The sequence below is a fragment of the Tsukamurella tyrosinosolvens genome, from assembly GCF_900104775.1.
Lineage (GTDB): Bacteria > Actinomycetota > Actinomycetes > Mycobacteriales > Mycobacteriaceae > Tsukamurella > Tsukamurella tyrosinosolvens.
The window spans coordinates 1,451,461-1,478,426 of record NZ_FNSA01000003.1 but is presented as its reverse complement, the minus strand read 5'-3'; the positions used below and the strand labels follow the sequence as shown (position 1 = coordinate 1,478,426).

The 26,966-nt window shown below is 70.9% G+C and carries 20 protein-coding genes and 2 tRNA genes; 9 read left to right on the top strand and 13 right to left on the bottom strand.

What is annotated here, in order from left to right; all coding sequences use genetic code 11:
* Nucleotides 1-34 precede the first annotated feature (34 nt).
* On the top strand, nt 35-1,324 hold the full coding sequence (paaK, locus tag BLW32_RS08705; RefSeq protein ID WP_068742610.1) for a phenylacetate--CoA ligase PaaK: 1,290 nt from the start codon (nt 35-37) through the stop codon (nt 1,322-1,324).
* Between the two features lie 15 nt (nt 1,325-1,339).
* Here paaK and BLW32_RS08700 read toward each other — a convergent pair whose 3' ends face one another.
* From BLW32_RS08700 to BLW32_RS08680, 5 genes are all read right to left on the bottom strand, one after another.
* Nucleotides 1,340-3,229, bottom strand: coding sequence for an alpha/beta hydrolase family protein (locus tag BLW32_RS08700; protein WP_068742694.1), 1,890 nt, complete (start codon nt 3,227-3,229; stop codon nt 1,340-1,342).
* A gap of 86 nt (nt 3,230-3,315) precedes the next feature.
* Nucleotides 3,316-4,500, bottom strand: coding sequence for an alpha/beta hydrolase family protein (locus tag BLW32_RS08695; protein ID WP_068742611.1), 1,185 nt, complete (start codon nt 4,498-4,500; stop codon nt 3,316-3,318).
* 85 nt (nt 4,501-4,585) lie between these two features.
* Nucleotides 4,586-5,245 carry a response regulator gene (locus BLW32_RS08690; RefSeq protein ID WP_068742612.1) on the bottom strand — a complete coding sequence of 220 codons (660 nt, stop codon included), beginning with the start codon at nt 5,243-5,245 and terminating at the stop codon, nt 4,586-4,588.
* The gene (locus tag BLW32_RS08685) at nt 5,238-6,863 is read right to left on the bottom strand and encodes a sensor histidine kinase (protein ID WP_068742613.1); all 1,626 of its coding nucleotides are present in this window, start codon (nt 6,861-6,863) and stop codon (nt 5,238-5,240) included. Before BLW32_RS08685 ends, BLW32_RS08690 begins: the two co-directional genes overlap by 8 nt.
* Before the next feature lie 28 nt (nt 6,864-6,891).
* On the bottom strand, nt 6,892-8,268 hold the full coding sequence (locus BLW32_RS08680; protein WP_068742614.1) for a CitMHS family transporter: 1,377 nt from the start codon (nt 8,266-8,268) through the stop codon (nt 6,892-6,894).
* Nucleotides 8,269-8,394: 126 nt separating this feature from the next.
* Here BLW32_RS08680 and BLW32_RS08675 point away from each other — a divergent pair, with 126 nt between their 5' ends.
* Nucleotides 8,395-8,601: a hypothetical protein gene (locus BLW32_RS08675; protein ID WP_068742615.1), complete on the top strand. Its 207-nt coding sequence runs from the start codon at nt 8,395-8,397 to the stop codon at nt 8,599-8,601.
* Here BLW32_RS08675 and BLW32_RS08670 read toward each other — a convergent pair.
* The 3 genes from BLW32_RS08670 to BLW32_RS08660 all read right to left on the bottom strand — a co-directional run bounded on the left by BLW32_RS08670 (nt 8,580) and on the right by BLW32_RS08660 (nt 10,754).
* Nucleotides 8,580-10,274, bottom strand: coding sequence for a redoxin domain-containing protein (locus BLW32_RS08670; RefSeq protein ID WP_068742616.1), 1,695 nt, complete (start codon nt 10,272-10,274; stop codon nt 8,580-8,582). The genes BLW32_RS08675 and BLW32_RS08670 overlap by 22 nt on opposite strands.
* Nucleotide 10,275: 1 nt before the next feature.
* Nucleotides 10,276-10,548: a hypothetical protein gene (locus BLW32_RS08665; RefSeq protein ID WP_068742617.1), complete on the bottom strand. Its 273-nt coding sequence runs from the start codon at nt 10,546-10,548 to the stop codon at nt 10,276-10,278.
* A 132-nt stretch (nt 10,549-10,680) separates the two neighbouring features.
* Nucleotides 10,681-10,754, bottom strand: a tRNA-Arg gene (locus BLW32_RS08660).
* A 108-nt stretch (nt 10,755-10,862) separates the two neighbouring features.
* Here BLW32_RS08660 and BLW32_RS08655 point away from each other — a divergent pair.
* Together BLW32_RS08655 and BLW32_RS08650 are read left to right on the top strand one after the other, a co-directional pair.
* Nucleotides 10,863-11,396, top strand: coding sequence for a PadR family transcriptional regulator (locus tag BLW32_RS08655; RefSeq protein ID WP_068742618.1), 534 nt, complete (start codon nt 10,863-10,865; stop codon nt 11,394-11,396).
* A 51-nt stretch (nt 11,397-11,447) separates the two neighbouring features.
* Entirely contained in the window at nt 11,448-13,478 is a 2,031-nt protein-coding gene (locus BLW32_RS08650; RefSeq protein ID WP_068742619.1) for an NADPH-dependent 2,4-dienoyl-CoA reductase, read from the top strand.
* Here the strand turns inward: BLW32_RS08650 and BLW32_RS08645 are convergent.
* Both BLW32_RS08645 and BLW32_RS08640 read right to left on the bottom strand, forming a co-directional pair.
* A complete protein-coding gene (locus BLW32_RS08645) occupies nt 13,475-13,876 on the bottom strand; it encodes a PPOX class F420-dependent oxidoreductase (RefSeq protein WP_068526399.1) in 402 nt (133 codons plus the stop codon). The two genes, BLW32_RS08650 and BLW32_RS08645, sit on opposite strands and share 4 nt — an antisense overlap.
* Complete coding sequence (locus BLW32_RS08640) at nt 13,873-14,331, bottom strand: DoxX family protein (protein WP_068526398.1); 459 nt, start codon at nt 14,329-14,331, stop codon at nt 13,873-13,875. The genes BLW32_RS08645 and BLW32_RS08640 overlap by 4 nt, the downstream gene beginning before the upstream one ends.
* A 188-nt stretch (nt 14,332-14,519) precedes the next feature.
* Between BLW32_RS08640 and cmrA the strand changes: the two genes are divergently transcribed.
* Nucleotides 14,520-15,326: a mycolate reductase gene (cmrA, locus tag BLW32_RS08635; RefSeq protein WP_068742620.1), complete on the top strand. Its 807-nt coding sequence runs from the start codon at nt 14,520-14,522 to the stop codon at nt 15,324-15,326.
* A gap of 105 nt (nt 15,327-15,431) precedes the next feature.
* Here the strand turns inward: cmrA and BLW32_RS08630 are convergent, their stop codons facing one another.
* Together BLW32_RS08630 and BLW32_RS08625 are read right to left on the bottom strand one after the other, a co-directional pair.
* Nucleotides 15,432-16,979, bottom strand: coding sequence for a helicase HerA-like domain-containing protein (locus BLW32_RS08630; RefSeq protein WP_068742621.1), 1,548 nt, complete (start codon nt 16,977-16,979; stop codon nt 15,432-15,434).
* A 27-nt stretch (nt 16,980-17,006) separates the two neighbouring features.
* Complete coding sequence (locus BLW32_RS08625) at nt 17,007-18,014, bottom strand: pyridoxamine 5'-phosphate oxidase family protein (protein WP_074850454.1); 1,008 nt, start codon at nt 18,012-18,014, stop codon at nt 17,007-17,009.
* A 66-nt stretch (nt 18,015-18,080) separates the two neighbouring features.
* Here BLW32_RS08625 and orn point away from each other — a divergent pair, with 66 nt between their 5' ends.
* Both orn and BLW32_RS08615 read left to right on the top strand, forming a co-directional pair.
* Nucleotides 18,081-18,677, top strand: a complete 597-nt coding sequence (orn, locus tag BLW32_RS08620; protein ID WP_068526394.1) for an oligoribonuclease — start codon at nt 18,081-18,083, stop codon at nt 18,675-18,677.
* Nucleotides 18,678-18,778: 101 nt separating this feature from the next.
* A tRNA-His gene (locus tag BLW32_RS08615) sits at nt 18,779-18,854 on the top strand.
* A 55-nt stretch (nt 18,855-18,909) separates the two neighbouring features.
* Here the strand turns inward: BLW32_RS08615 and BLW32_RS08610 are convergent.
* Nucleotides 18,910-19,434, bottom strand: a complete 525-nt coding sequence (locus BLW32_RS08610) for a GNAT family N-acetyltransferase (protein WP_068742623.1) — start codon at nt 19,432-19,434, stop codon at nt 18,910-18,912.
* Between the two features lie 131 nt (nt 19,435-19,565).
* Between BLW32_RS08610 and BLW32_RS08605 the strand changes: the two genes are divergently transcribed.
* Together BLW32_RS08605 and BLW32_RS08600 are read left to right on the top strand one after the other, a co-directional pair.
* Nucleotides 19,566-25,100, top strand: a complete 5,535-nt coding sequence (locus BLW32_RS08605; RefSeq protein WP_068742624.1) for a glutamate synthase-related protein — start codon at nt 19,566-19,568, stop codon at nt 25,098-25,100.
* A complete protein-coding gene (locus BLW32_RS08600) occupies nt 25,097-26,878 on the top strand; it encodes a sulfite reductase subunit alpha (protein WP_068742625.1) in 1,782 nt (593 codons plus the stop codon). Before BLW32_RS08605 ends, BLW32_RS08600 begins: the two co-directional genes overlap by 4 nt.
* Nucleotides 26,879-26,966: the final 88 nt, after the last annotated feature.

Here is a 26,966-nt window from a genome sequence, read left to right as displayed (position 1 = left end):
CGCGACCAGCCGACCCAGCCCGAGGAAGCCAGCCATGACATCGACCGTCCCCACCGACGACATCGAGTTCGCGACCCGCGACCGGATCTCCGCCCTGCAGCTCGAGCGCATGCAGTGGTCGGTCGCCCATGCCTACGAGAACGTGCCGCACTACCGCCGCGCGTTCGATGACGCCGGCGTGCACCCGTCCGACCTCAAGGAGCTCGCCGACCTCGCCACGTTCCCCTTCACGACGAAGGCGGACCTACGCGAGAACTACCCGTTCGGGATGTTCGCCGTGCCGCGCGAACGCGTCTCCCGGATCCACGCCTCGTCCGGCACCACCGGCCGACCGACCGTGGTGGGCTACACCGCCGACGACATCAGCATGTGGGCCGACGTGGTCGCCCGGTCGCTGCGCGCCGCGGGGGTCCGCGCGGGCGACCGCGTGCACGTCTCGTACGGCTACGGACTGTTCACCGGCGGACTCGGCGCGCACTACGGCGCGGAGCGACTCGGCGCCACCGTGATCCCCATGTCCGGAGGGCAGACGGAGAAGCAGATCCAGCTGATCCAGGACTTCGAGCCCGACGCCATCATGGTGACCCCGTCCTACATGCTCACGATCCTCGACACGATGACCTCGATGGGCATCGACCCGAGGTCCACCTCCCTGCGGGTCGGCGTCTTCGGCGCCGAGCCGTGGACCGAGAAGATGCGCGCCGAGCTCGAACAGGACGCCGGCATCGACGCGGTGGACATCTACGGGCTCTCGGAGGTCATCGGCCCCGGCGTGGCGATGGAGTGCGCGGAGACCAAGGACGGCCTGCACATCTGGGAGGACCACTTCTACCCCGAGATCATCGATCCGATGACCGGAGAGGTGCTTCCGGACGGCGAGCACGGCGAGCTGGTGTTCACCTCCCTCACCAAGCAGGCCACGCCGATCATCCGATACCGCACCCGCGACCTCACCCGGCTGCTGCCCGGCACGGCCCGCACCATGCGCCGGATGGAGAAGATCACCGGCCGCACCGACGACATGATCATCCTGCGCGGCGTGAACCTCTTCCCCACCCAGATCGAGGAGCTGATCCTGGGGATCGACGAGCTGGCGCCGCAGTTCCAGTGCGTCCTGGACCGCCCGGACCGGATGGATCAGCTCACCGTCCGCGTCGAGCACCGCCCCGACGGGCGCGTGGACCCCGCAGCGGGCGAACAACTGCGCAAGCAGATCAAGGACACGATCGGCGTCAGCGTGACCGTGGACGTCGTCGAGCCCGGCGGGCTGGAGCGCTCGGTGGGGAAGGCCCGCCGCCTCATCGACAACCGGCCGAAGGACTGAGCGCCGGGCCCTCGGTCATGCCTGTTCCGTGCGCCCGCCGATGTGCTGGGCGAGGAACCGCTCGGTGGCCCGGAACATGTCGATCGTGTTCTCCGGGTTGACGAATCCGTGCCCCTCGTCGGCCTTGATCATGTACTCGACATCGACGCCGCGGGCGCGCAGCGCCTCCACCAGGTTGTCCGACTCTGCCTGCACCACCCGAGGGTCGTTCGCGCCCTGCACGACGAACAGCGGGGTACGGATCTCGTCGACCTTCGTGATCGGTGAGCGGGCCAGCATGTCCGCCAACTGCTCCGGGTCCGACGGGTCGCCGACGTAGCGGATCCAGTTGTTGGCCAGGTACGGCCGCGCGATCTCGGGCAGGGTCGCCATGAAGTTCGGCAGGCTCGAGATCCCGACGTAGTCGATGGCCGCGGCGAAGACGTCCGGGGTGAACGTGACGCCGACCAGCGCTGCGTAGCCGCCGTAGGAGCCGCCGAAGATCGCGAGCCGCGCCCTATCCGCGATGCCCTCCGCGACGGCCCATTCCACGGCGTCGATGAGATCGTCGTGCATCGCGCCGGCCAGCTCGCCGATGCCCGCCTGCATGTGGGCCTTGCCGTAGCCGGTGGAGCCGCGGAAGTTCACCTGGAGCACCGCGTACCCGCGGTTCGCCAGGAGCTGCACGTCGCCGTGGTAGCCCCAGGTGTCGCGGAACCACGGGCCGCCGTGCACGAGGAGCACGAGAGGCAGGTCGACGGGGGCCACTCCCTGCGGCAGGGTCAGGAACGAGGGCAGCGCGCGCCCGTCGCGGGCGGTGATGGTGACCGGTTCCATCGGCGCGAGCTGCGTCGGATCGAGGTGCGGAAGGGGCAGGAACAGCAGTCGCGATTCGCCGGTGCGGTGGTCGTAGAGGTACGTCGCGCCGGGGACGCGGTCGTGCACGAAGGACGCGATCCATCGGTTCCCGTCGAGGTCGGAGTTCAGGGCGCCGAGGTCACCGTCGGACAGGCCGCGCAGGGCGTCGAGTACCTCCTCGAACCGCGGGTCCAGTGCCCGGATGTCCTGGCGCTCGCCGAGATAGCGCACGCCAAGAAGGGCGCCGGTGCGCGGGTCGACGATGAGCGGCTGCGGCATCGTCGGGGCGACCAGCCCGGTCGTGTCGAGGTCGAGGGACGGGTGCGCGTCGATCTCGGTCTCCTCCCCCGTCGCGCCGTCGATGTGCACGACGCGCGTGCGATCGGTGCCGCGGTTGGAGCCGAGCCAGAGCCCGCCGTCGGGCGACGGCACGATCGGGAACACGCCCAGCGGATAGTCGAGCCCGTCGAACTCCGCGATCGGGCGCAGTTCGCGCGCCGCGGTGTCCCACCGGCAGATCGCGATCGCGCCGTCGGGATCCTGGGTGGAGGCGAACAGGGTGCCGTCGGCGCCGTACACCCACCCGGCGACGTTGCCGGGGTTGCGCTCGATCTCCGTGAGCGCGCCGGACGTGATGTCGAGCTCGAAGACGTCGAACTCGTCGACCTTCCGGGCGTTGGTGGAGATGATCGCGATACCCGGGCGGGCGATCGGCAGATCCATGAGGAAGGTCGTCGACCCGTCGAAGGGGGTGAGGTCCACGGCCGGAGCGTCCTGATCGTCCAGGTCGGCGCGCATCAGGTGCCAACGCTCATCGCCGCCGTTGTCCTGCAGGTAGATCAGCCAGCGCGGGTCGGTCGTCCAGTGGAACATCTGGACGCTCCGCGTCGCGTCGGCGGTGACGGGCCGGGCGGGCGCGTCGCCGTCGAGGTCCTCGACCCAGACGTTGAGCCGGTCGTTCGACGGTGCCAGGAAGGCGATCCGGCTGCCGTCGGGTGAGATCCTCGCGGCGGCGCGGACGGGCGAGGCGAAGAACTCCTCGACGGTGATCAGGTTCGGCAGTGGCATGGTGGTCACTCCTTTCGGCGGGGTGACTCCAGGAGAAACCATGCCGTCGCGGCATGGTCAAGCGTGCCGCGTCCGGAGACGACGGATCAGGCGAGGACGCGCGCGAGGAAGGGCGTCGAGTCCTTCATGGATTCGAGGACGGCGCCGCTGTGGTCGGCGTTCGGGTACTGGTGCAGTTCGACCGCGGTACCGCTCTTCTTCAGCGCCGCGGCGAGCGCGATGGACGACTGCACCGGGACGTCGGTGTCCTTGAGGCCGACGCCCAGGAACACCGGCCGGTCGTAGCCCGAGGTCGGCGTTCCCATGTACCGGTCGAGCGCCGCGCTCGCACCGGGAACCGTGCTGACCTTGGCGTTGACGAAGTCGGTCGGCTTCTGGCCGGCGAGGGTCGTGCTGAGCTGCGCGTAGCACTGGACCTCGGCCTGCGCGGCGGCCGCCTTGCCGCGCGGGGTGAGTACCTTCTCGAAGTCCACGTCCGGGTTCGCCTCGCGGACACCGGCCAGGATGTAGGCGGTGTACGACGTGGCGGCGGAGCTGAGGCCGCCGGGCAGGTCGGTCTCGGGCCCGACGTTCTTGACGACCTCCTCGATCTTGAACGGCGTCCCCGTGGCGACCACGCCGCGGTAGTCCAGGCCGCTCCCGGCGCTGAACTGCGTCGCCCACCGCGCACTGTTGACGGCCGCTCCGCCACCCTGCGACTGGCCGACTATCGCCCACTTCGTCGACAGGTTCAGCGATCGGTCCCGATGCGCGGCGACGACGGAGTCGACCACGTTGTGCGCGGTGGAGACGCTGTTCAGGTAGCTCATGAGGCCCGGCGTGCCGAGTCCCGCGTAGTCGGAGGCGACGATCGCGTAGCCCTGCGACAGCCAGTGCCCGAGGTACTCGCGATCGCGGGCGGAGCGGGGATTGGCCGAGGGGGCGCAGGTATCGCCGAGGCCGACGGTGCCGTGGGCCCACGCGATGACCGGCCAGCCACCGGCGGGCGCGGTCCCCTTCGGGAGGAAGATCGCCCCGGTGCTGGTGGCGGGCTTGCCGTGCTGGTCCGTCGTCGAATACAACACCCGCTTCGCCGTGCCCGCTCCCGGGAGCGACAGCGCCGGGTCGAGCGGCACGGACCGGATCTGCTCGCCGCCCTTCGCGGGAATCGGACCGGCGTAGTTCGCGGCGTCCAGGCCGGACCAGACGGGGGCCGCTCCGACGGGCGTGGCGACGAGGCCCGCCCCCAGCAGTGCGGTGATGCCGGCGAGCGCGAACCGAGTGATTCTCATGACTTCGGACTCTAGCGCCACTGGGGCGGCGGTACCCGGCGAGTCGGGCGATCCGCCGCCCTCCGTGGTGCGCGCCGAAGTGCGCTCAGCTCAGCGTGTACCGCTGCCGCGGCCTCCCGGTCGCGCCGTACTGCAACGCCATCGTCAGCGTGCCGTCGCGCACCAGTTCGGCGAGGTAACGCCGGGCGGTCGCCGGCGAGACCCCGACCTCCCCGGCGATGTCGTCCGCGAGCATCGGTCCGTCGGCGGTGCGCAACGCCTCGACGATCCTCCGCTCGGTGACCGAGCCTCCCTCGTCGCGCCGCGGGGCGGGACGCTCGCTGCGCAGGACCGAGGCGGCGGCGTCGACCTGGTCCTGGGTGACCTCCCCGGTCCCGAGGATCCGGCGGTAGGCCGTGTAGGCGCCGAGCCGGCGGGCGAGCTCCGTCGTCGCGAAGGGCTTGATGAGGTACTGCAGCGCCCCCGCGGCGAGACCCGCACGGACACTGGCGGCATCGTCGGCGGCGCCGAGGATGAAGGCGTCGCAGCGCATCTCGCGGACGAGGTCGATGCCGGAGCCGTCGGGGAGGTAGACGTCGACGAGCGCCAGGTCGACCCGGTCGCGCTCCAGGATCGCCCGGGCCTCGGAAAGGGTGCGCGCCGAGCCGGCCGTCGTGAGGCCGACCATGGCGTCGACGATCTTCGCGTGCATGGCGGCGACCCGGAAGTCGTCGTCGACCACGAGGATCCGCAGGTCGTCAGGCATCGTCGCGCACCCCCTCGGGCAGCGTGGCCATCACGGTGGTGGGCTCGCCGTCGCCGCCCCGCGCCACGACGACGACCTCTCCCCCGTGCCCGCGGGCGACCTGGCGGGCGATGACGAGGCCGAGCCCGCGGCCGCCGGGCACCGTCGGATCGGTTCGGGTGCTGACGCCCTCGACGAAGGGGTCGTCGACGGCGAAGCCGGGGCCGCTGTCGACGACGATGATCGCGAGGTCGTCGCCGTCACGGAGCACGTCGAGTTCCACCTCCCGCGGTTCGGGGCCGTCGCCGGCGGCGTCGATGGCGTTGTCGAGCAGGTTGCCGACGAGGGTGGTGGTGTCGACGGGGTGGGTCAGCACGCCGACGAGGGCCGTGTCGGCGCCGACCCGCAGGACGACGCCCCTCTCACGCGCCCGCGCCGCCTTGGCGGAGACGAAGGCGCGCAGGTGCGGCTCGTCGAGGCGGTCGAGGCCGGAGACCGGGAGGACGCCTGCGCGGCCGGCGATCTCGTCGAGGTAGGCGAGGGCCTCGTCGGTGCGGTCGTCGCGGAGCAGCCCGGCGACGACGTGGACTCGGTTGGCGGCCTCGTGGCGCTGTGCGCGCAGGGCGGCGCTCATCGCCTGGACCGAGTCGAGTTCGCGCGTGAGCGCCTCGACGTCGGTGCGGTCGACGGCCGTGAGGACGGTGCCGAGGTCCGTCTCGCCGCGGTGCACGCGGCGCGAGGCGACGAGCACGACCCGCTCGTTCACCGCCGCGGCGACCGGCACCTCCGTGGGGGTCGCGACGACGGCCGCGACCCGGTCCGTGAGGCCGAGATCCGTGAGCGGTGTGCCGGTCGCGGCGGTGACACCGAGCAGTTCCCTGGCGCGATCGTTGATGACCCGCACGACGCCCTTCGCGTCGATCGCGATGACGCCCTCGGAGCCGGAGTACAGGACGGCGTTCTGCTCGCGGATGAGCTCGGCCATCTCCTCGGGTTCCAGGCCCAGGGTGAGGCGCCGCCACCGTCGGGCGAGGAGCCCCGAGCCGAGGATCCCGACCGCGAGCGCGAGTGCGGCCAGGCCCGCCAGGAGTAGCAGGGCGCGGCGCGCGGCCTCGGCGACGGTCTCGGTGGAGATGCCCACGCTCACCAGGCCGACGACGGCGCCGTCGTTCCCGAGGACCGGGGCCTTCGCACGGACCGAATCCCCGAGGGTGCCGCGCTGCTGCGTTACCTCGACGTCGCCGGCGAGCGCGGCGGACGGGTCGGTACTCAGCGGCGCGCCGAGCTGGGACGGATCCGGATGGGCGATGCGGTAGCCCGCGTCGTCGGCGATCACCACGAACAGCACGCCCGTGCGCTCGGTGATGGCGACCGCCTGCCGCTGCAAGGGCGCAGCGGCGAGCTCCTGTTGCGTGGCCGGGTGTCCCGCGCGCCGCGCGGCCGACTGCGCGGCGGCGCCGGCGCGGACGTCGGTGTCGGAGGCGACCGTCTCCGCGATCGCCTCCGCCCGGTGGCCGTACTCGGAGCGGGTGTCGGTGTCCACGCGGTGCAGGACGATGCCGAAGCCGGCGGCGAGGCTGACGATGATGATCACCACCTGGAGCAGGAGGATCTGCGTGCGCAGCCGGATCCTGGGCATCGGCTCAGCCTAGCCATCCGATCCGCGCTCAGAAGGGGATCTGGCCAAGGAGGACACCGACCACGAGCATGACGATCGAGACGACGAACGCGCGCCAGAGCACCTTCTTGTGGTGATCGGCCAGTCCGACGCCCGCGAGGGCGACGAGCAGCAGGATGGCGGGCACCAGCGGGCTCTGCATGTGGAAGGGCTGCCCGGTGATCGACGCGCGGGCCATCTCCGCGGCAGTGATCCCGTAGTGGCTCGCCGTCTCGGAAAGCACGGGCAGGATGCCGAAGTAGAAGGCGTCGTTGGACATCAGGAAGGTGAAGGGGATGGACAGGATGCCGGTGATGACGGCCAGGTGCGGGCCCATCGACGACGGGATGATGCCGGTGACCCACGCGGCGACGGAATCCACCATGCCGGTGCCCTTGAAGACGCCCGTGAGAACCGCTGCGGCGAAGACCATTCCGACGACCGAGACGATCGACTTCGAGTGCCGGGTAATGGCCTCCTGCTGGTCGGCGACCTGCGGGAAGTTGACGGCCAGCGCGATCGCGGCGGCGATCATGAAGAGCACCGGGATCGGCAGCAGGTCGAGCGTGAGCACCGACAGCAGGGCGACGGTGAGACCGGCGTTGAACCACATCAGCTTCGGGTTGCCGTGCGCGCCGGTGACGGCCGTGAGGGCGCTGTCGCCGGTGCCGCCGGAGGGCGGAACGGGCGCGTCGGTGCCGCCACCGCCCCCGACCGTGCCGCCGGTGGCGCCGGCGCCCGCCCCGGCGAGGACGCGCTCGCGGATCACGATGCTGCCGAGGCGCTTGCGCTCCATGAGCCCGAGGTGCCAGGCGAAGGCGAGGACGACGACCATGCCCGCGATCAGCGACGGAATCATCGGGACGAAGACCTCGGACGGCGAGATCTTCAGCGCCGCCGCGGCCCGGGCCGTGGGGCCGCCCCACGGGAGGATGTTCATGGTCCCGTTGGCGAGGCCCGCGACCACGGTGAGCACGACGGGGCTGACGCCGAGCTTGAGATAGAGCGGTAGGAGCGCGGAGGTGGTGACGATGAACGTGGTGGAGCCGTCACCGTCGAGCGAGACCACTCCCGCCAGGACGGCGGTGCCGAGCACGAGCTTGGCGGGGTCCTCGCCGACGACGTGGACCACGGCCCGCACGACCGGGTCGAAGAGACCGACGTCGATCATCACGCCGAAGAAGATGATGGCGAAGAAGAGCATCGCGGCGGTGGGCGCGAGGTCCTCGATGCCGCCGGTGATCATTTTGCCGATGCCCGTGCCGGCGCCAGCCAGCAGGCCGAAGATCACCGGGACGGCGATCAGCGCGACGATGGGCGTCGCGCGGCGGGCCATGATGACGACCATGAACGCCGCGACCATGGTCAGTCCCAGGACTGTCAGCATGGGGTTTCTCCTCGTGGATGAGTGATCGGGGTAACACGAGGAGCATGCGGGTGATGTCGTTCACAGCGCGCTCTTGTGCGTGTTAGTCGCCCTTTTGCGCGTTTCGCGCGAGGCGGTCCTACGCCGGTGCGCCCCCAGAGGTTCCTCGTCGAGGTCGCCATCGACTCGGGCGCGCTCGGCACCGTCGAGGTCGGCGGCACCACGGATTTCGCAGAATGGGTTCCGCTCGAGCGGGCGCGGGAGCTGCAGCCCCGCGAGGAGATCGTCGACGTCGCCCTCGGGGTACTCAGGCGCGGGCGAGCCTCAGGCGCTCAGCCGAAGGTGAAGGAGTAGGCGGTCAGGCCGGGACTGAGGGCGATGGTGACGGTGCCCGGCCCGGAGGCCGGGCGGTCGACGACGGTGCGGATGTCGGGCGGACCGTCGACGGGGATGGTGCGGGTGGCGCCGCCCTCGGTGACGGTGAGCGTGCCGGTGCCGCCGACGTCGAGGTAGACCCGCTGCGCCGTGTAGGCGAGCGTGAGAACGGCCCGCTCCCCCGCGCGGATGTCCTCGGCGCCGACCGTCCAGGCCCCGTCGAGGGCGAAGGTGTTGGGCTGCACGGTCGCCGGGAGGGTGAACGCGCGGGTGCCGACCTCGTAGCCGCCGGGGCCGCCGAAGCCCTGCTGCTTCTCGGCGCCGAGGTAGAGCTCGGGGGTCCGGTCCTTGTTCAGTGGCGTGGCATCGGGGACGTCGGTTGCGGGCGGGAGGATCGCGCCGGGGTGCGCGGCGAGCAGGAGCGAGCGGATCGCGGTCTCGACCTTGTCGTAGTGGCCCTCGCCGAGGCTGACGAACCGAATGGTCCCGGTGGCGTCCACGAGGTAGCCCGCGGGCCAGGCCACATTGCGGTAGGCGCTCCACGTGGCGGTGCGGTTGTCGACGGCGAGCGGGAACGTCAGGCCCAGCTTGCGCGCGCCCGCGGTGACGTTGCCGACGTCGTGCTCGAAGGCGTACTCGGGCGTGTGGACGCCGATCACCTCGAAGCCGAGGTCGCGGTAGTTCTTCCACCAGGCCTCGGCGTGCGGGAGTTCGCGCTGGCAGTTGATGCATGAGTAGGCCCAGAAGTCGATGAGGACGACCTTGCCGCGCAGGCCCGCCATCGTGCGTGGGGCGCCGCCGAGCCATGGGTCGATGCCGGCGAACTCGGGCGCCCGCCCGCAGTCGGCGAGCTGCGCCGTCCCCGTGAACGCGGCCTGCTGGCACTGCTGCAGAGAGCCCGTGCCCGCGACCTGCGGTGCGATCGCCGCCGCGCCCAGCCGGTCGCCGACGGCCTGCGTGTAGTCGGGCACCCGGCGCTGGATGAGGTCGGTGATCCCCAGCGCGAGGGCGACCGCCAGGGCGATGACGAGGACGCCTCCTACCGCGCGGATCGCCCGCTGGCGCCGCTGCAGTGCGCGTACCCGGTCGGCCAGGCGGTGGCCCGTGAGGGCGATGGCGAGCAGCGGGATCGCGGTGCCGACCGCGAACGCCGCGGTGAGGATTAGCGTGCGCGGGCCGATCGTGTCGGTGGCGCCGGCCAGCGCGATCGCCGCGAGCACCGGTCCGGCGCACGGCACGTAGACCGCGCCGAGGGCGACGCCGAGCACGAAGCCGCCCGCGGCACCGTCGCCCTTGAGGCCCGGGACGCGCTGCGGCAGGCGCGCGAAGGGCCGTTCGAGCAGGCGCTCCAGCGGCGGGACCAGCATCGCCACGCCGAGCAGGAGCAGGGCACCGATCCCCACCCACCGGATCAGGCCCGCGGGCAGGTGCAGCAGCGAGAGGACGACGGTGCCGAACAGCGTGAACAGCGAGAAGCTCAGCACCAGGCCGGCGACGATCGCGGCCGGACGGGCGCGCGAGGTGGGGGCACCGTCGGCCCCGGTCCCGGCGCTGCCGAGCAGGACGACCGGCAGGACCGGGAGCACGCACGGGGAGACTCCCGCGAGGACGCCGCCGACGAGGCCGACGAGCGGGAGCGCGAGCTCGCTCACGTCACCAGGTGGTCCCGTTCATGCCGGGGATCACGCAGTGCCCCCACTTGTCGACGCGGCCGATGATCATCATGTCGTAGCCCGTGCACGAGGAGTTGATCTTCGCGCAGGTGCGGATCGTGGTGATCACCTTGTTCTCGCCGGGTTTGCCGCACGTCGACCCGACCGGGGGCGGCGCCGGCGTGGGATCGGCGGAGGCCGCGCCCGCCCCGCCTCCGCCGAACAGGGCGACCGCGCAGGCCGCCACCGCGAATGTTCGTACTGTCCGCTTCATCCGAGCACCTCCTGTGAGGCCCCCACGTCAGTCCCGATCGTAACGCCGCGCACCCGCGCGTGGACACCCCATTTCGCCCGGTATTGCAGGTCAGATCATGTACGCGTACGCGAGGTCCCACGCGGTTCTGTGCGCCCCCGGCAGGAATCGAACCTGCGACATTCGGATTAGAAGGCCGATGCTCTATCCAACTGAGCTACGGAGGCAGTGGTGCGGTGGTCATCTTATCGGCACCGCCGCTTTCCTCGGACTTGTGCATACAAGCGCAGTGCAACTTGTTGCATACTTGAGATCCTCGCGGTAGCGTCGCGGGCGTGGCCCTCGAACACGCACTGCTCGTCTCCCTGAGCGAGCGCTCGGGCACCGGGTACCAGCTCACCCGGCGCTTCGACCGCTCGATCGGGCACTGGTGGCGCGCCTCGCACCAGCAGATCTACAAGACGCTGGCGCGGATGACCGAGCACGGCCTCGTGACCTACGTCGAACAGGCGCAGGACGGCAAGCCGGACAAGAAGGTCTACTCGATCACCGACACCGGCCGGAAGACGCTCTCGGAGTGGATCCGCACGCCCGGCAAGGACGCCACGGACCGGCGCGAGCTGGCCACCAAGATCCGCGGGGCGGCACCGGCGGACCTGCCGGACCTGATGGTCGAGGTCCGGCGCGTGCGCGACCTGCACGCCGAGCGGGCGGACCTGTTCCGCACCCTCGAGGCCCGCGACTACCCCGCGCCCGCGGCACTCACCGGTACGGACCTGCAGCAGCATCTCGTGCTGCGCGGAGGCGTGTACTCCGAGCAGGGCACCGTCGACTGGCTCGACGAAGTGCTCGCCGCCCTCACCCCCTGAACCAGCCCTCATCAGCCCCCAGTCCCTGCAGCAGCGGAGAAGGATCAGCCCATGTCAGCCAAGTACCCCCACCTCTTCGAGCCCCTCGACCTCGGTCACACCACGCTCAAGAACCGCGTCGTGATGGGCTCCATGCACACCGGCCTCGAGGACCTGCCGTGGGACCTCGGCAAGCTCGCCGCGTACTTCGCGGCGCGCGCCAAGGGCGGCGTCGGCCTCATCATCACCGGCGGCTACTCCCCCAACATCACCGGCTGGCTGTTGCCCGCCGGCGCGAAGATGTCCAGCCCGCTCGACGCGATCCTGCACAAGAAGGTGACCGACGCGGTGCACAAGGAGGGCGGCAAGATCGCGATGCAGTTGCTGCACGCCGGCCGCTACTCGTACAACCCGCTCAGCGCCTCGGCCAGCGCGATCAAGGCGCCGATCAACCCGTTCAAGCCCCGCGCCATGTCGGACTTCGAGGTGCGCAAGACCATCCGCGACTTCGGCAACGCGGCGCGCACCGCGCAGAAGGCCGGCTATGACGGCGTCGAGGTGATGGGCGGCGAGGGCTACCTCATCAACCAGTTCCTCGCGGCACGCACCAACAAGCGCACCGACAAGTGGGGCGGCTCCGCCGAGAACCGGCAGCGGTTCCCCGTCGAGATCGTGCGGGAGATCCGCAAGCGCTGCGGCAAGAACTTCATCGTCGTGTTCCGCCTCTCGATGGCGGACTTCGTCGAGGAGGGCCAGACCCGCGACGAGATCCTGTCGCTGGCGCACAAGCTCGAGGCCGCCGGCGTCGACATCCTCAACACCGACATCGGCTGGCACGAGGCCCGCGTGCCCACGATCGTGACCTCGGTGCCGCGCGCCGCGTTCGCCGCGTTCACCGCCGACGTGACCCGCGCCGTGAACATTCCCGTCTGCGCCGCGAACCGCATCAACATGCCCGCCACGGCCGAGGAGCTCCTCGAGCGCGGCGACGCGCAACTCGTGCAGGTCGCACGCCCGCTCCTCGCCGACCCGGAGTGGGCCAACAAGGCGCGCGACGAGCGCGCCGAGGAGATCAACACCTGCATCGGCTGCAACCAGGCCTGCCTCGACCACGCCTTCGTGCACAAGAAGGTGTCCTGCCTCGTGAACCCGCGGGCGGGCCGCGAGACCGAGCTGGTGCTGGCGCCGACCCGTTCGGCCAAGCGGGTCGCCGTCGTCGGCGCCGGCCCGGCCGGGCTCTCCGCGGCCGTGAGCGCCGCCGAGTGCGGCCACAAGGTGGAGCTCTTCGAGGCGAGCGATCATATCGGCGGCCAGTTCGGCTACGCCGCGAAGATCCCCGGCAAGGAGGAGTTCAACGAGACCATCCGGTACTTCAGCACGATGCTCGACCGGAACCAGGTGACGGTGCACCTCAACACCGAGGCCACCGTCGACGACCTGGCCGGCAAGTTCGACGAGGTCATCATCGCGACCGGCGTCGTGCCGCGCGTCCCGTCCTTTCCGGGCGTCGATCACCCGAAGGTCATCACCTACGCCGAGGCGATCAGCGGCACCAAGGAGATCGGCGACACCGTGGCCATCATGGGCGCCGGCGGCATCGGCTTCGACGTGGCCGAGTTCGTCACCACCGACAAGTCCCCCACCCTGCACCTCGACGAGTGGAATGCCGAGTGGGGCGTCACCCGCCAGGGCGACGTGCCCGGCTTCATCACCAAGCCGGCCCCGGCACCGTCGACCCGGTCGAAGGTCTATATGCTGCAGCGCAAGAGCACGCCGCAGGGCATCGGCCTCGGCAAGACGACCGGCTGGGTGCACCGCGCGACGGTGAAGATGAAGGGCGTCGAGCAGCTGCGCGGTGTGAACTACGAGAAGGTCGACGATGCGGGCCTGCACATCACCTTCGGCGAGGAGCGCAAGGACGCCCGAGTGCTCGACGTGGAGACGGTGATCCTGTGCACCGGCCAGGAGTCGGTGCGGGACCTCGACGAGGCGCTCGCCGACCGCGGCGTGAAGGCGCACGTGATCGGCGGTGCCGCACTGGCCGCCGAGCTCGATGCGAAGAGGGCGATCCGCCAGGGCACCGAGCTCGCGGCCTCGCTCTAGCCCTGGAGCGCGTTGCCACTGAACCGGGTGGGGCGGATCGCGATCTTGACGCGATCCGCCGCATCCGGCGGCACGACCGAGCCCTGGCCGTAGCGCTCGGCCAAACGGGTGTAGAGGGAGCCGGTGGGGTCGGGCTCGATGCGGTCGAGCTCGCCCCGGATCTCCAGGTAGCCGTAGGGATTCCCCTCCGGCAGGATCGAGATCGCCACCCGCGGCTCATGCTGGAGGTTTCGGAACTTCTGCCGGAAGTCGGTGTGCGTGAACCAGATCAGCCCGTCCTCGAAGAGGAACCACATCGGGTTGACCTGCGGGCCGCCGTCCGGGCGGACCGTCGCCAGGTCGACGACGAGAGCCTGATCGAGGAGTGCACGGGCGGCTTCGGGGATGTCTGCGGTCATACCGCCGACTCTGCCGCATCCTTCTCGTCCGCGCGATCAGACGGGGCCTTTCCCTCAGCTTGATCCCCGGCCCGCAGGCGGCCGATCACGGCGTCGACGCTGACCGGCCCGGCGCCGGTGAACGCGAAGAGCAAGAGCACCCAGCAATAGAGGACCGAGAGCTCGCCGTCGTTCGCCAGCGGGGAGAGCCCATCGCCGGCGTGGAAGGCGAAATAGGCGTACGCCATCGAGCCCGACGCGATGACTGCCGCGGGCCGGGTCAGGGCGCCGGCGGCGATGAGGAGGCCGCCCACGAGCTGGATCGCGGCGCCCCACCAACTCGGCCAGGCGAAGACGTCGGGGCTCGACCGGCGACCGTCGAGGAAGCCCCAGAAGGTCGCGGCGCCGTGGAGCGCGAACAGCACGCCTGTCACGATCCGGAGTGCGGACAGGTAGTACGGGGCCCAGCGGTTCATGTCTTCCACCTTCAGCTCGTGACAATGGCGAGGCTAACCTAATAGCAGTGCGCCGTGGGCGCCACTCGAAACGCATCACCGCAGGTCCAGGGTGCGCGAAATCGGCCGAGGGCACTCCGCGATCGGGGCGGTCACAGTGCGATCTTCGCGATGTCGACCCGTGCGTGCCCTCCCGTACGATCTGACCCATGCCAGTACCCGCACCCCATCAGTCCGCCCGCGCCGTCGTCACCGGCGGCTCCTCCGGCATCGGTGTCGCCCTCGCCACGGAGCTCGCCCGCCGCGGCCACTCGGTCATCCTCGTCGCCCGCAGCACCGGCCCCATGGAGGAGCTGGCCGCGAAGCTGCGCGCCGAGTTCGGCGTCGAGGCCGAGGTCCGCGGCGTCGACCTCTCCGACCACGCCGCGCGCGCCGTGCTCTGCGAGGAGCTCGCCTCCCGAGAGATCTCCATCCTCTGCAACAACGCCGGCACCGCGACCTTCGGCCGCGTGATCGACCTGGACTTCGACTACGAGCGCGCGCAGCTGGAGCTCAACGCGAACGCCGTCCACGACCTCACCCTGGCGGTCCTGCCGCAGATGGTGAAGCGCGGCAACGGCGGCATCATGATCACCGGCTCGGCGGCGGGCAACATGCCGATCCCGAACAACGCCACGTACGCGGCCTCGAAGGCCTTCGCCAACACCTTCTCCGAGTCACTGCGCGGCGAGCTGAAGAAGACCGGCGTGCACGTCACCCTGCTCGCGCCCGGCCCGGTGCGCACCGAGCTCCCCGACCCCGAGGATCGCTCCACCGTCGAGAAGGTCGTGCCCGAGTTCCTCTGGGTCAACACCGAGTACACCGCCCGCGTGACCCTGGACGCGCTGGAGAAGAACAAGATGCGCGTCGTGCCGGGCCTGCTTTCCAAGGGCATGTCCATGGCGGGCCACTACACCCCGCGCGCCATCATGGCGCCCATCGTCGGCGAGATGTACAAGAAGCTCGCGGGCAACTGATCGCCCGGGCCGCATCGGCCCGAACACGGCTCGAACGACGAAGTCCGGTCATCGGATCCCACGATCGTGGGGACCGATGACCGGACTTTCGTCCGTCGTGCTCGCTCAGCGGCGACGCTTGGTGCCGAAGATGCTGCGCGACAGCTCACGACCGGCGCTGGAGGCCGCGGACCGGAGGAACGACTTCACGGCCGGGTTGCTCATCACGTCGGAGACCCAGCCGGACTCTTCCTCCTCCTTCTTGGGCGCGGGCGGGGGCGGCGGCGCCTGCTCGGCGGGCGCGTTCTCCTGCTGCGCCTGCTGCGCGTTCTGCGACAGCTTCTCGAAGGCCGAGAGGTTGTCGACGGTCTGCGCGTACTTGCCCCACAGCGGCGAGGCCTGCGCGGCCGAGCGGACGGCATCGTCGCCGATCGCGGACATCAGCGAGCGCGGGGCCCGCAGGCGCGTCCACGCGACGGGCGTCGGGGCGCCCTTGTCGGAGAGGACGGTGACGATCGCCTCGCCGATGCCGAGGCTGGTGAGGGCCTCGTCGAGCTTGTAGGCCGGCGAGGTCGGGTAGGTCTTGACCGTCTTGCTCAGCGCGGCCTGATCCTCCGGCGTGAAGGCGCGCAGCGCGTGCTGGATGCGCGCACCGAGCTGGCTGAGCACGGGATTCGGGATGTCGGTGGGCAGCTGCGAGCAGAAGAAGACGCCCACGCCCTTCGAGCGGATCAGCTTGACCGTCTGCTCGACCTGGTCCTTGAACGCCTTGCTGGCATCCGCGAACAGCAGGTGCGCCTCGTCGAAGATGAAGACGAGCTTCGGCTTGTCGAGGTCGCCCGCCTCGGGCAGGTACTGGAACAGGTCGGCGAGGACCCACATGAGGAAAGTGGAGAAGAGCGTGGGTCGCGCGGCCTGGTCGCCGAGCTCGAACAGGGTGACCACGCCCTGGCCGCCCGCGGTGCGCAGCAGGTCGCCCATGTCGATCTCGGGCTCGCCGAAGAAGGTGTCGCCGCCTTCGGCCTCGAGGTTGACGAGGGCGCGCAGGATCACGCCGGCGGTCTGCTTGCTGACACCGCCGATGCCCTCGAGATCGGCCTTGCCCTCGGCGGAGGTGAGGTACTGGATCACCGAGCGCAGGTCCTTGAGGTCCAGCAGCTCGAGCTGGTTCTGATCGGCCCAGTGGAAGATCAGCCCGAGCGTCGACTCCTGCGTCGCGTTGAGGCCGAGCACCTTGGACAGCAGGATCGGGCCGAACGAGGAGATGGTGGCGCGGATCGGGATCCCGACGCCTTCGGTGCCGAGGGAGACGAACTCCGTGGGCACGTTGGCGGGCTTCCAGTCGTCGCCGGTGTCGGTGGCGCGCGACGCGGTCTTGTCGTTCGCCTCGCCGGGCTTGGACAGACCGGCGAGGTCGCCCTTGATGTCGGCGAGCACGACGGGCACGCCGTTGGCCGACAGCTGCTCGACGATGAGCTGCAGGGTCTTCGTCTTGCCGGTGCCGGTGGCGCCGGCGACGAGGCCGTGGCGGTTCATCATGGCCAGCGGGATGCGCACCTTGGCCGACGGGTCGACGGTGCCGTCCACGAGGACGGTCCCGAGCTCCAGGGCGGGCCCCGAGAATTCGTAGCCGGCGGCGATCGTCTGCGCCGGGGAGTTCGCGTTGTCAGTCACGGTGCAAACCCTAGCGTGAGACCTGGGTCAATAGAGGTTCTGGCGGTAGTCGAGGTCGATACCGGCCCGCATGACGCGTTCGTTCGCGACGGCGCGCAGGACGCGCGCGCCGACGCCGCCCGTCGTGTTGCGCTTGACGTGGTCGGTCCACACCGCGGACGGGCGCGGGAGCGCCGCCGGTTGCACGTGCCTGCCGGTGTCCCACAGGGCGGCGGCGGCGATCCCCTCGCTCCGGGCGAGACGCGCACGCGAGACCTCGACGACGATGACGGCCTTCGGCGCCTTCCCCCGTTCGGCGAGTTGCTCCCGCAGCTCCGGATCGGTGCTGATCGTGGCGGTCCCGGTCAGTTCCAGGGTCCGACCGTCGCCGGGGACGAGGGCGAGCAGCGCGATGTCGGGGTGGCTCACGATGTTGTGCAGGGTGTCGGTGCGCTTGTTGCCCGGGCGGTCGGCGATCGCGACGGTGGTGGGCCCGAGCACGCGCAGGTCGCCGGCGGGGTCGCCACGGGGGCTGCTGTCGGCCCGTCCGTCCTCGTCGCGGGAGCTGATCACCGCGAACGGGGCGGCGGCGAGGAACGCAGCCGCGTCCGGTCCGACGGTGGCGGTGTCGGCCTCCGCGGCGGCCGCGCCGGGCGGTGCCGGCTGCCACAGCCCGGAGCGGATCACCGCCTTCCCGCAGTGCAGGTAGGCCTCGAGCACCCGGAAACCGGCATCGCCGACGGTGCCGTTGACGCGCAACGTCTCGCGCCAACCGGGGACGAGGACGAGGAGCGAGGCCCCGCCCGGCGCGGCGTCCTCCGGGACGTCCACGTCGAGTCCCGTCGGCGAGATCACCGACGCGAAGCCGGGCGCGCCGCCGAGGAGCGTGGTGCGCTGCACTCCGCCGCGGTCGACGTAGCCGAGCACGGCGGCCGTGGAGAGCGCGAGGATCGTCCGGCAGTGCTCGTCGAGGTGGTCGATCGTCTTGAGCATCATCGCCGAGACGGGCTTCCCGACAGCATTCTCGAGCTCCGGCACCGATCCGACTGGATTCATGAGGCCAGGCTACCCTCGCTCTTCACTCCGGTCCGGCACCTGACGCCGTTGGCTACGCTGATCGGCGTGGACGACAAACTCGTGTGGGTCGATTGTGAGATGACCGGCCTCGACCTGACCTCCGACCGACTCATCGAGATCGCCGCCCTGGTGACAGACGGCGACCTGAACATCCTCGGCGAAGGCGTGGACCTGGTGATCCACGCGGACGACGCCGCGCTCGCCGCCATGCCACCCGTCGTGCAGGAGATGCACGCCAGGTCGGGCCTGACGGAGGAGGTACGGGCGTCGACGGTGACCGTGCGCGAGGCCGAGGAGGCCGTGCTCGCCTACCTGCGCGAGCACATCGAGGCCGGCGCGGTGCCGTTGGCGGGCAACTCGATCGCCACCGATCGCCGGTTCATCGCCAAGGAGATGCCGGAGCTCGACGGCTTCCTGCACTACCGGATGGTGGACGTCAGCTCGATCAAGGAACTGTGCCGCCGCTGGTACCCGCGGATCTACTTCGGCCAGCCCGACAAGGGCCTCGCACATCGCGCACTCGCGGACATCCGCGAGTCGATCCGCGAGCTCAAGTACTACCGCAGCACCGCGTTCGTGCCGGCCCCCGGGCCGTCGACCGAGCAGATCACCGCGGCGGTCGAGGAGCTCGGTCCGGCCTGAATACGCAGGTCACCGCGCTCGACGGGGTGGAGACCATACCGATTGGATTCCGCCGGAACCGTCGGGTAAAGTTCTTCGAGCCTGGCGATCCCAGGCACCTGGTGGGTGTAGTTCAGTTGGTAGAGCACCAGATTGTGATTCTGGCTGTCGCGGGTTCGAGTCCCGTCATCCACCCCAACGGTGAAGGCCGGTTGATCAGCAGAAATGCCGATCGACCGGCCTTCGTCGTTCGTCAGGCCGGCCGAGAGAGCAGCCCGCCGACCCACCAGTCCTGAGGCTCGCCGTGGAGCATCGCCCGCTGCCGCAACGTCCCCTCGACGACGAAGCCGATCGACTCCGCCACCGACCGTGACCCGTCGTTGCCCACCACCGCCCACCAGTCGATGCGGTGAATGCCGAGCGTGTCGAAACCCCACTGGCACCGCCGATGTGACGCTTCCACGGTGTAGCCGCGGCGACGCTGCCCGGGCGCCGCCCAGAACCCCAGCTCGACGAGCCCGGTCCCCTTGCGGGTGAGCTGCGCCATGCCCGCGAGGGCGCCGCCCGCATGCACTGCGAAGGCGTACGACTCGTCCGACTCCCACTCCCGCGCCGCCGTCGCCACGAACTCGCGCGCATCAGCCTCCGTGTACGGCGACGGGACGGGCACGTACCGCTGGATCCACGGATCCGTGCACGCCGCCGCGATCGCCGGCACATCGGCGACCACGGGGCGACGGAGCGTGAGGCGATCGGTGAGCAGCTCGACGGGGTCCATCCCCGCAGTCTGCGGCGCGCGCCGTCCCGGGGCAATCGAGATTCCGGAGTGACCGACCCCACATAGCGGATCCATAAGGTTAGCCTTACCATTCTCACTTCAGGTACCGCGCCCCGAGTGAGAGTGATCCGTTGAACGAACCACGCACCGGTCTGTACGACCCCACCCGGGAGTCGAGCGCCTGCGGCGTCGGCTTCATCACCCGCAAGGACGGCACCCAGCATCACGACGTGATCGCCTACGGCGAGCACGCGCTGTGCGCCATCCCCCACCGCGGCGGCATGTCCGCGGAGGGCGTGGGCGACGGGGCCGGCGTCAACGTCGACCTGTCCGTGGAGTTCTTCCGCGCGATCACGGGTCGCGAGCTACAGCGCGGCCGGTTCGGTGTCGCCAACCTCTTCCTGCCCTCCGCCCCGGAGCAGGGGCCGACCGCGCGAGCCCTCGTCCGCGCGACCCTCGCCGACCACGGCTTCGAGGTGATCACCGAGCGCGACGTCCCCGTCGATCCCACCGCTGTCCGCCCCGCCGCGCTCCCCCACCAGCTCCCCATCACGCAGTGGGTGTTCACCGCGCCGCCGGGCATGCCGCGGATCGACGTGGACCGCGCCGCGAACGCGGCCCTCCTCGCGATCGAGCAGATCGCCTACGGCACCCCGGATCTCGCCGGTCTGTACCCGCTGTCGCTGAGCATCCGCACGCAGACGCTCAAAGGGCGACTCAACGCCGACGAGGTGATCCGCTACTTCACCGACCTCGCGGACCCACGACATTCCGTGTGCACCTTGTACTTCCACACGCGGTTCTCCACCAACACCGAGCCGCATCCCTCGATGGCTCAGCCGTTCCGACTGATGGCGCACAACGGCGAGCTCAACACGGACCGCAAGAACCGCCTGGCCGACGATGCCGTCGCCCGGGCCAAAGCGCGCACCATCGTCCGTCCGCCCGGCCAGTCGGACTCGAGCCGGCTCGACCAGTCGTTGCAGAGCAGGGTCGTCGACGACGGCCTGGGCCTGGTCGAGGCGGTCGTCTCGCTCATGCCGCCGGCGTGGGAGAACGACGGCGCAGTGCCGCAACCGGTCCGGGACATGCTCGAGTACTTCTCACTGAGCGAGGAGAAGAACGACGGGCCCGCCGCGCTCATCTTCTCCGACGGCGACGTGGTCGGCGCGCGCCTGGATCGGCTCGGCCTCCGCCCGCTGCGCACCGTCGAAACGGCGGAGTACGTCGTCGTCGCCTCGGAAGCGGGGCAGGTTCCCTTCCCCGCGGACACGGTGATCCACCGCGGCCGCATCGAGGCCGGCGGCATGCTCTACGTGGACCACCGGGCCGGCGACGGCCGGGTACGGCGTACCCGCGAGGCACTCGATCTGCTGGCCGCGCGCCGCGACTACGCCGAACTCCTCGGCGCCGCCCGGGTGAACCTCGCCGACATCGCGCCACCGCCCATCCGGCGCGACACCGGAACCCTGGGCTACCCCGGCGATCTCAGCCTGCACGGCCGCTACGTCGCCTACTCGCTCAACCAGGAGAGCTTCCGGTTCCTCCTCGACCCGATGCTCGCCGACGGCGCGGAGCGGATCTCCGCCATGGGCTACGGCAACGCGATCAACGCGCTCTCGGACCACGAGGGCGGCATGGCCAAGTACTTCTCGCAGCGCTTCGCGCAGGTGACGAATCCGCCGCTGGACTCCATCCGGGAGGCCGAAGCGATGACGATGCGGGTGGCGCTGGGCAATGCCGAGCACGGCCACGCCGATCCACAGATCGTCATCGACTCGCCGATCCTGAGTCACCTCGACATGGTGAAGCTGCGCGACCAGCAGGCGACACCGGTCCGGCACTTCGACCTGCTGTACCGCCCCGACACCGACGTTGCGGCGGCCAACGCCGACGCCGTCCTCGCGGCGGTCGAGCAGCTGTGCGACGAGGTCGAAGCCTTCGCCCGCGACGGCGGCGGCATCGCCGTGCTCACCGACCGCGGCGTCTCGACGACGTCCGCGCCGCTCCCCCTCCTGCTCGCCCTCGCCGCCGTGGACGTCCGGCTCACCGAGACCGGCCTGCGCCTGCGCCTCTCCCTCGTCGCCGAGAGCGGCCAGCTGCCGTCGTCGCACCACATCGCGTCGGCTCTCGGCTTCGGGGCGTCCGCGGTCTACTCGCTCTCCGCGCGCCTCCGGGCGGAGGAACGGTTCCCCGCGGACGCCGCCCCCGCCGGCGAACTCACCGATACCGACCGCGCCTTCGACCGCTTCCGCAAGGCCGCGGAGAAGTCGCTCGCCAAGACGATGGGCCGCGTGGGCCTGTGCACGGCGGAGTCGTACATCGGCGGCCAGTTCTTCGAGCCCAACTACCTCGACACCCGGGATCCGGTGCTCGCCCGCTACTTCCCGCACCTGGACGCGCCCGTCGGCGGCGTCGGCTTCGCGCGGATCGCAGAGGCGAACTCCGACTGGCACGAGCGGGCGGCCTCCGTGGTGGACGAGCGCGACGTGCCGCTGCTGGGCCTGTTCAAGGAGCGCTCCGACGGTGCCGGGCACTCGTACGGCATCAACGCCGTCCGCGGCTTCACCCGGATGGCCGAGGAGCCCCTGGCCCTGACCGGGCCCGACGGCATCGGCTCCACCTCGCTGCGCCTGCTCACGCTCTCCCGCCTCGACGACGCCTTCGGGCTCGACGACGCCGCGTACCGCAACAGCGGCTTCAAGGCGCTGCTGCCGCGCCAGATCGACGGATTCGAGATCACCGACGGCTACCGCGAATTCCTCGCCGCCACCCTGGTCGAGCGGGAGCGCCGCCCGTCCGCGCTGCGCGACGTGCTCGCGCTGCCCGCGGACGTCACGATGCTCACGACGGCGCAGGAGTTCCATCGCGAGCTGGCGCGATTCTCGTTGGAGGGCAACGCGAGCCTGCCCACCCGCGGCCTGACCGTCGACACCGCGCCGGACGGCCGGTTCATCGTCCGCCTGACCGACACCCCGGAGCACCAGGCGGACACCGCCTACGCCGGGTTCGCGCAGTTCCTCCGCGAGCTGTTCGCCGACGAGGTGGAGGTCGAGGCGGGTCCCACGACCGGCGCCCTGATCGCCGCCACCGGACGGGCGCACACCTACCTGACGCTGCTGTGCGCGGCGCCGCGCTCCCTGCCCGTCGACGATGTGCAGCCCGCACACGAGATCACCCGCACACTGGCCTCCGGCGCGATGAGCCACGGCGCCCTCGTCGCCACCGCGCACGAGGCCGTGGCCCACGGCACCAACATGGTCGGGGGCATGTCGAACTGCGGCGAGGGCGGCGAGCACCGCACGCGGTACGGCACGATCCGCGGCTCGCGGATCAAGCAGTTCGCGTCGGGCCGGTTCGGCATCTGGTCCGGGTACCTCGCGGATCCGATGCTCGAGGAGCTCGAGATCAAGATCGGCCAGGGCGCCAAGCCCGGCGAGGGCGGGCAGTTGCCGGGGCCGAAGGTCACCGTCGACATCGCGGCGGCCCGCGGCGGCACCCCCGGCATCGAACTGATCTCTCCCCCACCGCATCACGACACCTACTCGATCGAGGACCTGGCGCAGCTCATCCACGACTGCAAGGCGGCGCGCGTGCGGGTGATCGTCAAACTCGTCTCCTCCGAGGGGATCGGGACGATCGCGGTCGGCGTCGCGAAGGCCGGCGCCGACGTGATCAACGTGGCCGGCAACACCGGCGGGACCGGCGCGGCGGCGGTGACCAGCCTCAAGTACGCGGGACGCTCCGCGGAGATCGGCGTGGCGGAGGTGCATCAGGCGCTGGTCGCGAACGGCCTGCGCGACAAGGTGACCCTGCGGTGCTCCGGCGCACATCAGACTGGCGGCGACGTAGTGGTGTCCGCACTGCTCGGGGGCGACTCGTTCGAGTTCGGCACCACCGCGCTCATGATGCTCAAGTGCGTCATGGCCAAGAACTGCAACCTCAAGTGCCCGGCCGGACTCACCACGAACCCGGAGGTCTTCGACGGGGACCCGCGCGCACTCGCGCAGTACCTGCTGAACATCGCGCACGACGTCCGCACGCTCCTCGCGCGTCTCGGCCTCCGCTCGCTGCGCGAAGCGCGCGGGCGCACCGATCTCCTGCAGCTGCTGGAGCACCCCGCGGCGGTCGGGCACCTCGACGTGCGCGCGATGCTGCACGCGCCCGCGCCGCGGACCGTCGATGATCCCGTGTACCTCGAGAAGGACTACGCGGTGGACGACCGCCTCCTGACCGAGGTCCGCGACCGCCTGTTCGGCGGGAATGCCGAGTCGATCGTGATCGACGGCGTGGCGCTGGCGAATCCGAACAAGTCGGTGGGCGGCCAGCTCTCCATCGACCTGGAACGCCTTCTCAACCACCCCGCGGCGGACCAGCGCGGGGCCTTCACCGGCGTGCCGGTGCCCGAGGGGCACCCCGCGGTGCTCACCGACGAGCGCGGCCGCCGCTTCCTCGCCGACGGGGCCGTCGTCGTCCGGTCGCACGGTAGCGCCGGGCAGTCCTTCGGCGTCTTCTGCACCGACGGGATGGACTTGCAGCACACCGGAACCGCCAACGACGGCGTCGCGAAGAGCCAGTGCGGCGGCCGCGTCGTGGTCCGCTCCCCCGGTGGCGGCGGAGCCGATGCCGGAGCCAATGTCCTGATCGGCAACTTCGCACTCTTCGGCGCGACGGGCGGCCGCACCTTCGTGCAGGGCGAGGCGGGCGACCGCTTCGCCGTGCGGAACTCGGGCGCCACTGCCGTCGTCGAGGGGGTCGGCGAGTACTGCTGCGAGTACATGACCGGCGGCGCCGTACTCAACCTGGGCGGCTTCGGCAAGGGCCTGGGCAACGGCATGAGTGGCGGTTTCGTCTACCAGTACGACCCCGAGGGCCGGGCCGCCGACGCCGCGAGTTCCTCGCTGCACGTCGCACCGCTCGTGGGCCCGCACACCCCGCCCTTCCACGAGGTCGCGGTGCGCACGATGCTCGCGTGGCACGCGGACGCGACCGGATCCGCACTCGCAGCCCGCCTGCTCGCGGAGTGGGCGACCACCCGCGAACACATCGCGGTCGGCACTCCCCTCGCCCTCATGCACTACCAGGACGCCGATCACATCTGGGCCGCCCACGGTCGCAAGGAATTGCTCGACGAGCTCGCCGGATCGGTCGCGGCGGACCGTCTGCGGGAATTCAAGCGCTCGCTGCGGACGGGCACACCCGTCGGCGGCGGCACAGCGCCGAGGTTCGGCGACACCCGCTCCCCGCAGGCCTTCTCGCTGCTCTCGTCGTTCACGGTCCTGTCGCTGGCGCAGGAGGTGGCCGCCGAACGCGTTCCGGGCGCGACCGGGCACGACGACCCGCGCGTGTCCGCGCGCGCCCGGAACTTGGTGCTCACCGAGGACTTCGCGGTCCGCCAGCGACTCACCAAGTACCTGCGCGCCCGCCTCGACACCTTCGGGGACGCGGAACTCGCGGCACTGATCGCCACCAAGCGCCTCGGCGACTACACCACGTCGCTCGAGGAGCGGAACGTGCTGAGCATGGACGCCCCCGGCACGTACGGCTGGATCCTGCACCACCGTGCGCGCAACGCCGCCGCGCTCGACGGGGCCGCGGTCAACGCCATGCTGGTCGAGGGAGCGATGCCCGACCTGGTGCGATTCGCGAAGGAGACCCTGGCATGAGCGCCCCCACCTACGTCCTCCCGGAGGCGGATTCATCCGCTCTCATCGACGTCTTCACCGGCGACCAGCGTGCGTGGCTGTCGGGATTCCTCGCCGGCCTGGCCGCGTCGCAGGCGCAAGGGTCGGACGCTCCGGGCGTCGCCACACTGCACGCGACGGTCCTCTACGGGACGCAGACCGGCAACTGCGAGGAGCTCGCGGAGCGGTTGGTCGGGCTCCTGCGGGAGAGCGGGTTGGGCGCGGACCTCGCCGCGCTCGACGACGCCGCCCCGGACCGGCTGGCGGCCGCCTCGCACCTACTGGTGATCACGTCGACCTACGGCGAGGGCGAGATGCCCGACAACGCGGAACTGTTCTGGGAGGCGCTCTCCGCCGACACCGCCGCCCGACTGGAGCACCTCCAGTTCTCCGTTCTCGCGCTCGGCGACAGCGGTTACGAGGACTTCTGCCGCGCCGGCCAGGTCCTCGACACCCGGCTCGAGCAGCTCGGCGCCACGCGCCTCGCCCCGCGGGTGGACTGCGACGTGGACTTCGAGGAGCCCGCGTCGGCGTGGCTCGCCGAGGTGGTCGCCCGGCTGCGGGCGGTCGCCGATCACCTGGATCCCGCCGACGCCGCTGCGGTCCCCGCCGCAGCCGCACCGGCGGCACCGTCGAAGCCGAAGTCGCGATGGAACAAGAAGAACCCCTTCCCTTCCCGCCTCGTGGCGAACCGTCTGCTCTCCGGACCGGGGAGCGCCAAGGAGATCCGGCACGTCGAGTTCGACCTCGCCGACAGTGGGATCGAGTACGCGGCCGGCGACGCTCTGAACGTGATGCCCCGCAACGCGCCCGCCCTCGTCGACGCCGTACTCGGGGCACTCGGCGCCACCCCGGACACCGACGTCGACGGCGCGCCGCTCGCGGCGCGGATGACGACCGACTGGGAGATCTCCACGCCGTCGAAGGACCTGCTCAAGACGCTCGCCGAGCGCGCCCCCGAGTCCGAGCTGGCCGCGGTCCTGGCGCGCGGAGAGCGGGAGACGCTGGACGCGTGGCTCTGGGGGCGGGACGTGCTCGACCTGCTGCACGGGTGCGACGGTGCCCGCATCGATCCCGCGGAGCTCCCAGACCTGCTGCGCCCCCTACAACCTCGGGCGTATTCGATCTCGTCGAGCCCGCTGGCCAGCCCCGACCGCATCCACCTGACCGTGGCGGCGGTGCGGCACGGCGCGGAGACGGGACGCGAACACCAGGGCGTGTGCTCGACCTTCCTCGCCGACCGGTGCCTCGAGAAGGACTCCGCCGGGATCTCGCTGCAGCCCAACGCGGCCTTCCGCGTCCCGTCGGATCCCGACCGGCCGATGATCATGGTGGGGCCCGGCACGGGCATCGCGCCGTTCCGGGCGTTCCTGCACGAACGCGCGGCGTCCGCGGCGACCGGCACGAACTGGTTGCTGTTCGGCGACCAGCACCGGGCGAGCGACTACATCTACGCCGATGAGCTCGCCGAATTCACCGAACAGGGTGTGCTGCACCGCCTCGACCTGGCCTTCTCCCGGGACCAGGCGGAGAAGATCTACGTGCAGACCCGGATGCTCGAGGCGGCGCGGGAGCTGTACGCCTGGCTCGAGGACGGCGGCCACTTCTACGTGTGCGGCGACGCCTCGCGCATGGCCAAGGACGTGGACCGGGCGCTGCGCGAGGTGATCGCCTCGCAGCGCGGGCGCGGTTCCGAGGACGCCGACGAGTACGTCGCGACGCTCAAGCGGGAGAAGCGCTACGTGCGGGACGTCTACTGATGCGGCCCCGGCCCTGCCCCGGGTGCGGACGCGACCGGGGCCGATGCCCCCTGCAGCGCTCGCGCGGCTGCGTCACGGTCGACGGTGC

Bases quoted from the DNA above. Each gene is read 5' to 3' on its own strand.
- BLW32_RS08685 (WP_068742613.1), bottom strand. From the start codon at position 6,863: ATGCCCAGGATCCGGCTGCGCACGCAGATCCTCCTGCTCCAGGTGGTG.
- BLW32_RS08650 (WP_068742619.1), top strand. From the start codon at position 11,448: ATGTCAGCCAAGTACCCCCACCTCTTCGAGCCCCTCGACCTCGGTCAC.
- cmrA (WP_068742620.1), top strand. From the start codon at position 14,520: ATGCCAGTACCCGCACCCCATCAGTCCGCCCGCGCCGTCGTCACCGGC.
- BLW32_RS08645 (WP_068526399.1), bottom strand. From the start codon at position 13,876: ATGACCGCAGACATCCCCGAAGCCGCCCGTGCACTCCTCGATCAGGCT.
- BLW32_RS08680 (WP_068742614.1), bottom strand. From the start codon at position 8,268: ATGCTGACAGTCCTGGGACTGACCATGGTCGCGGCGTTCATGGTCGTC.
- BLW32_RS08610 (WP_068742623.1), bottom strand. From the start codon at position 19,434: ATGGACCCCGTCGAGCTGCTCACCGATCGCCTCACGCTCCGTCGCCCC.
- BLW32_RS08640 (WP_068526398.1), bottom strand. From the start codon at position 14,331: ATGAACCGCTGGGCCCCGTACTACCTGTCCGCACTCCGGATCGTGACA.
- BLW32_RS08695 (WP_068742611.1), bottom strand. From the start codon at position 4,500: ATGAGAATCACTCGGTTCGCGCTCGCCGGCATCACCGCACTGCTGGGG.
- BLW32_RS08625 (WP_074850454.1), bottom strand. From the start codon at position 18,014: ATGAATCCAGTCGGATCGGTGCCGGAGCTCGAGAATGCTGTCGGGAAG.
- BLW32_RS08700 (WP_068742694.1), bottom strand. From the start codon at position 3,229: ATGCCACTGCCGAACCTGATCACCGTCGAGGAGTTCTTCGCCTCGCCC.
- paaK (WP_068742610.1), top strand. From the start codon at position 35: ATGACATCGACCGTCCCCACCGACGACATCGAGTTCGCGACCCGCGAC.
- BLW32_RS08665 (WP_068742617.1), bottom strand. From the start codon at position 10,548: ATGAAGCGGACAGTACGAACATTCGCGGTGGCGGCCTGCGCGGTCGCC.
- BLW32_RS08690 (WP_068742612.1), bottom strand. From the start codon at position 5,245: ATGCCTGACGACCTGCGGATCCTCGTGGTCGACGACGACTTCCGGGTC.
- BLW32_RS08600 (WP_068742625.1), top strand. From the start codon at position 25,097: ATGAGCGCCCCCACCTACGTCCTCCCGGAGGCGGATTCATCCGCTCTC.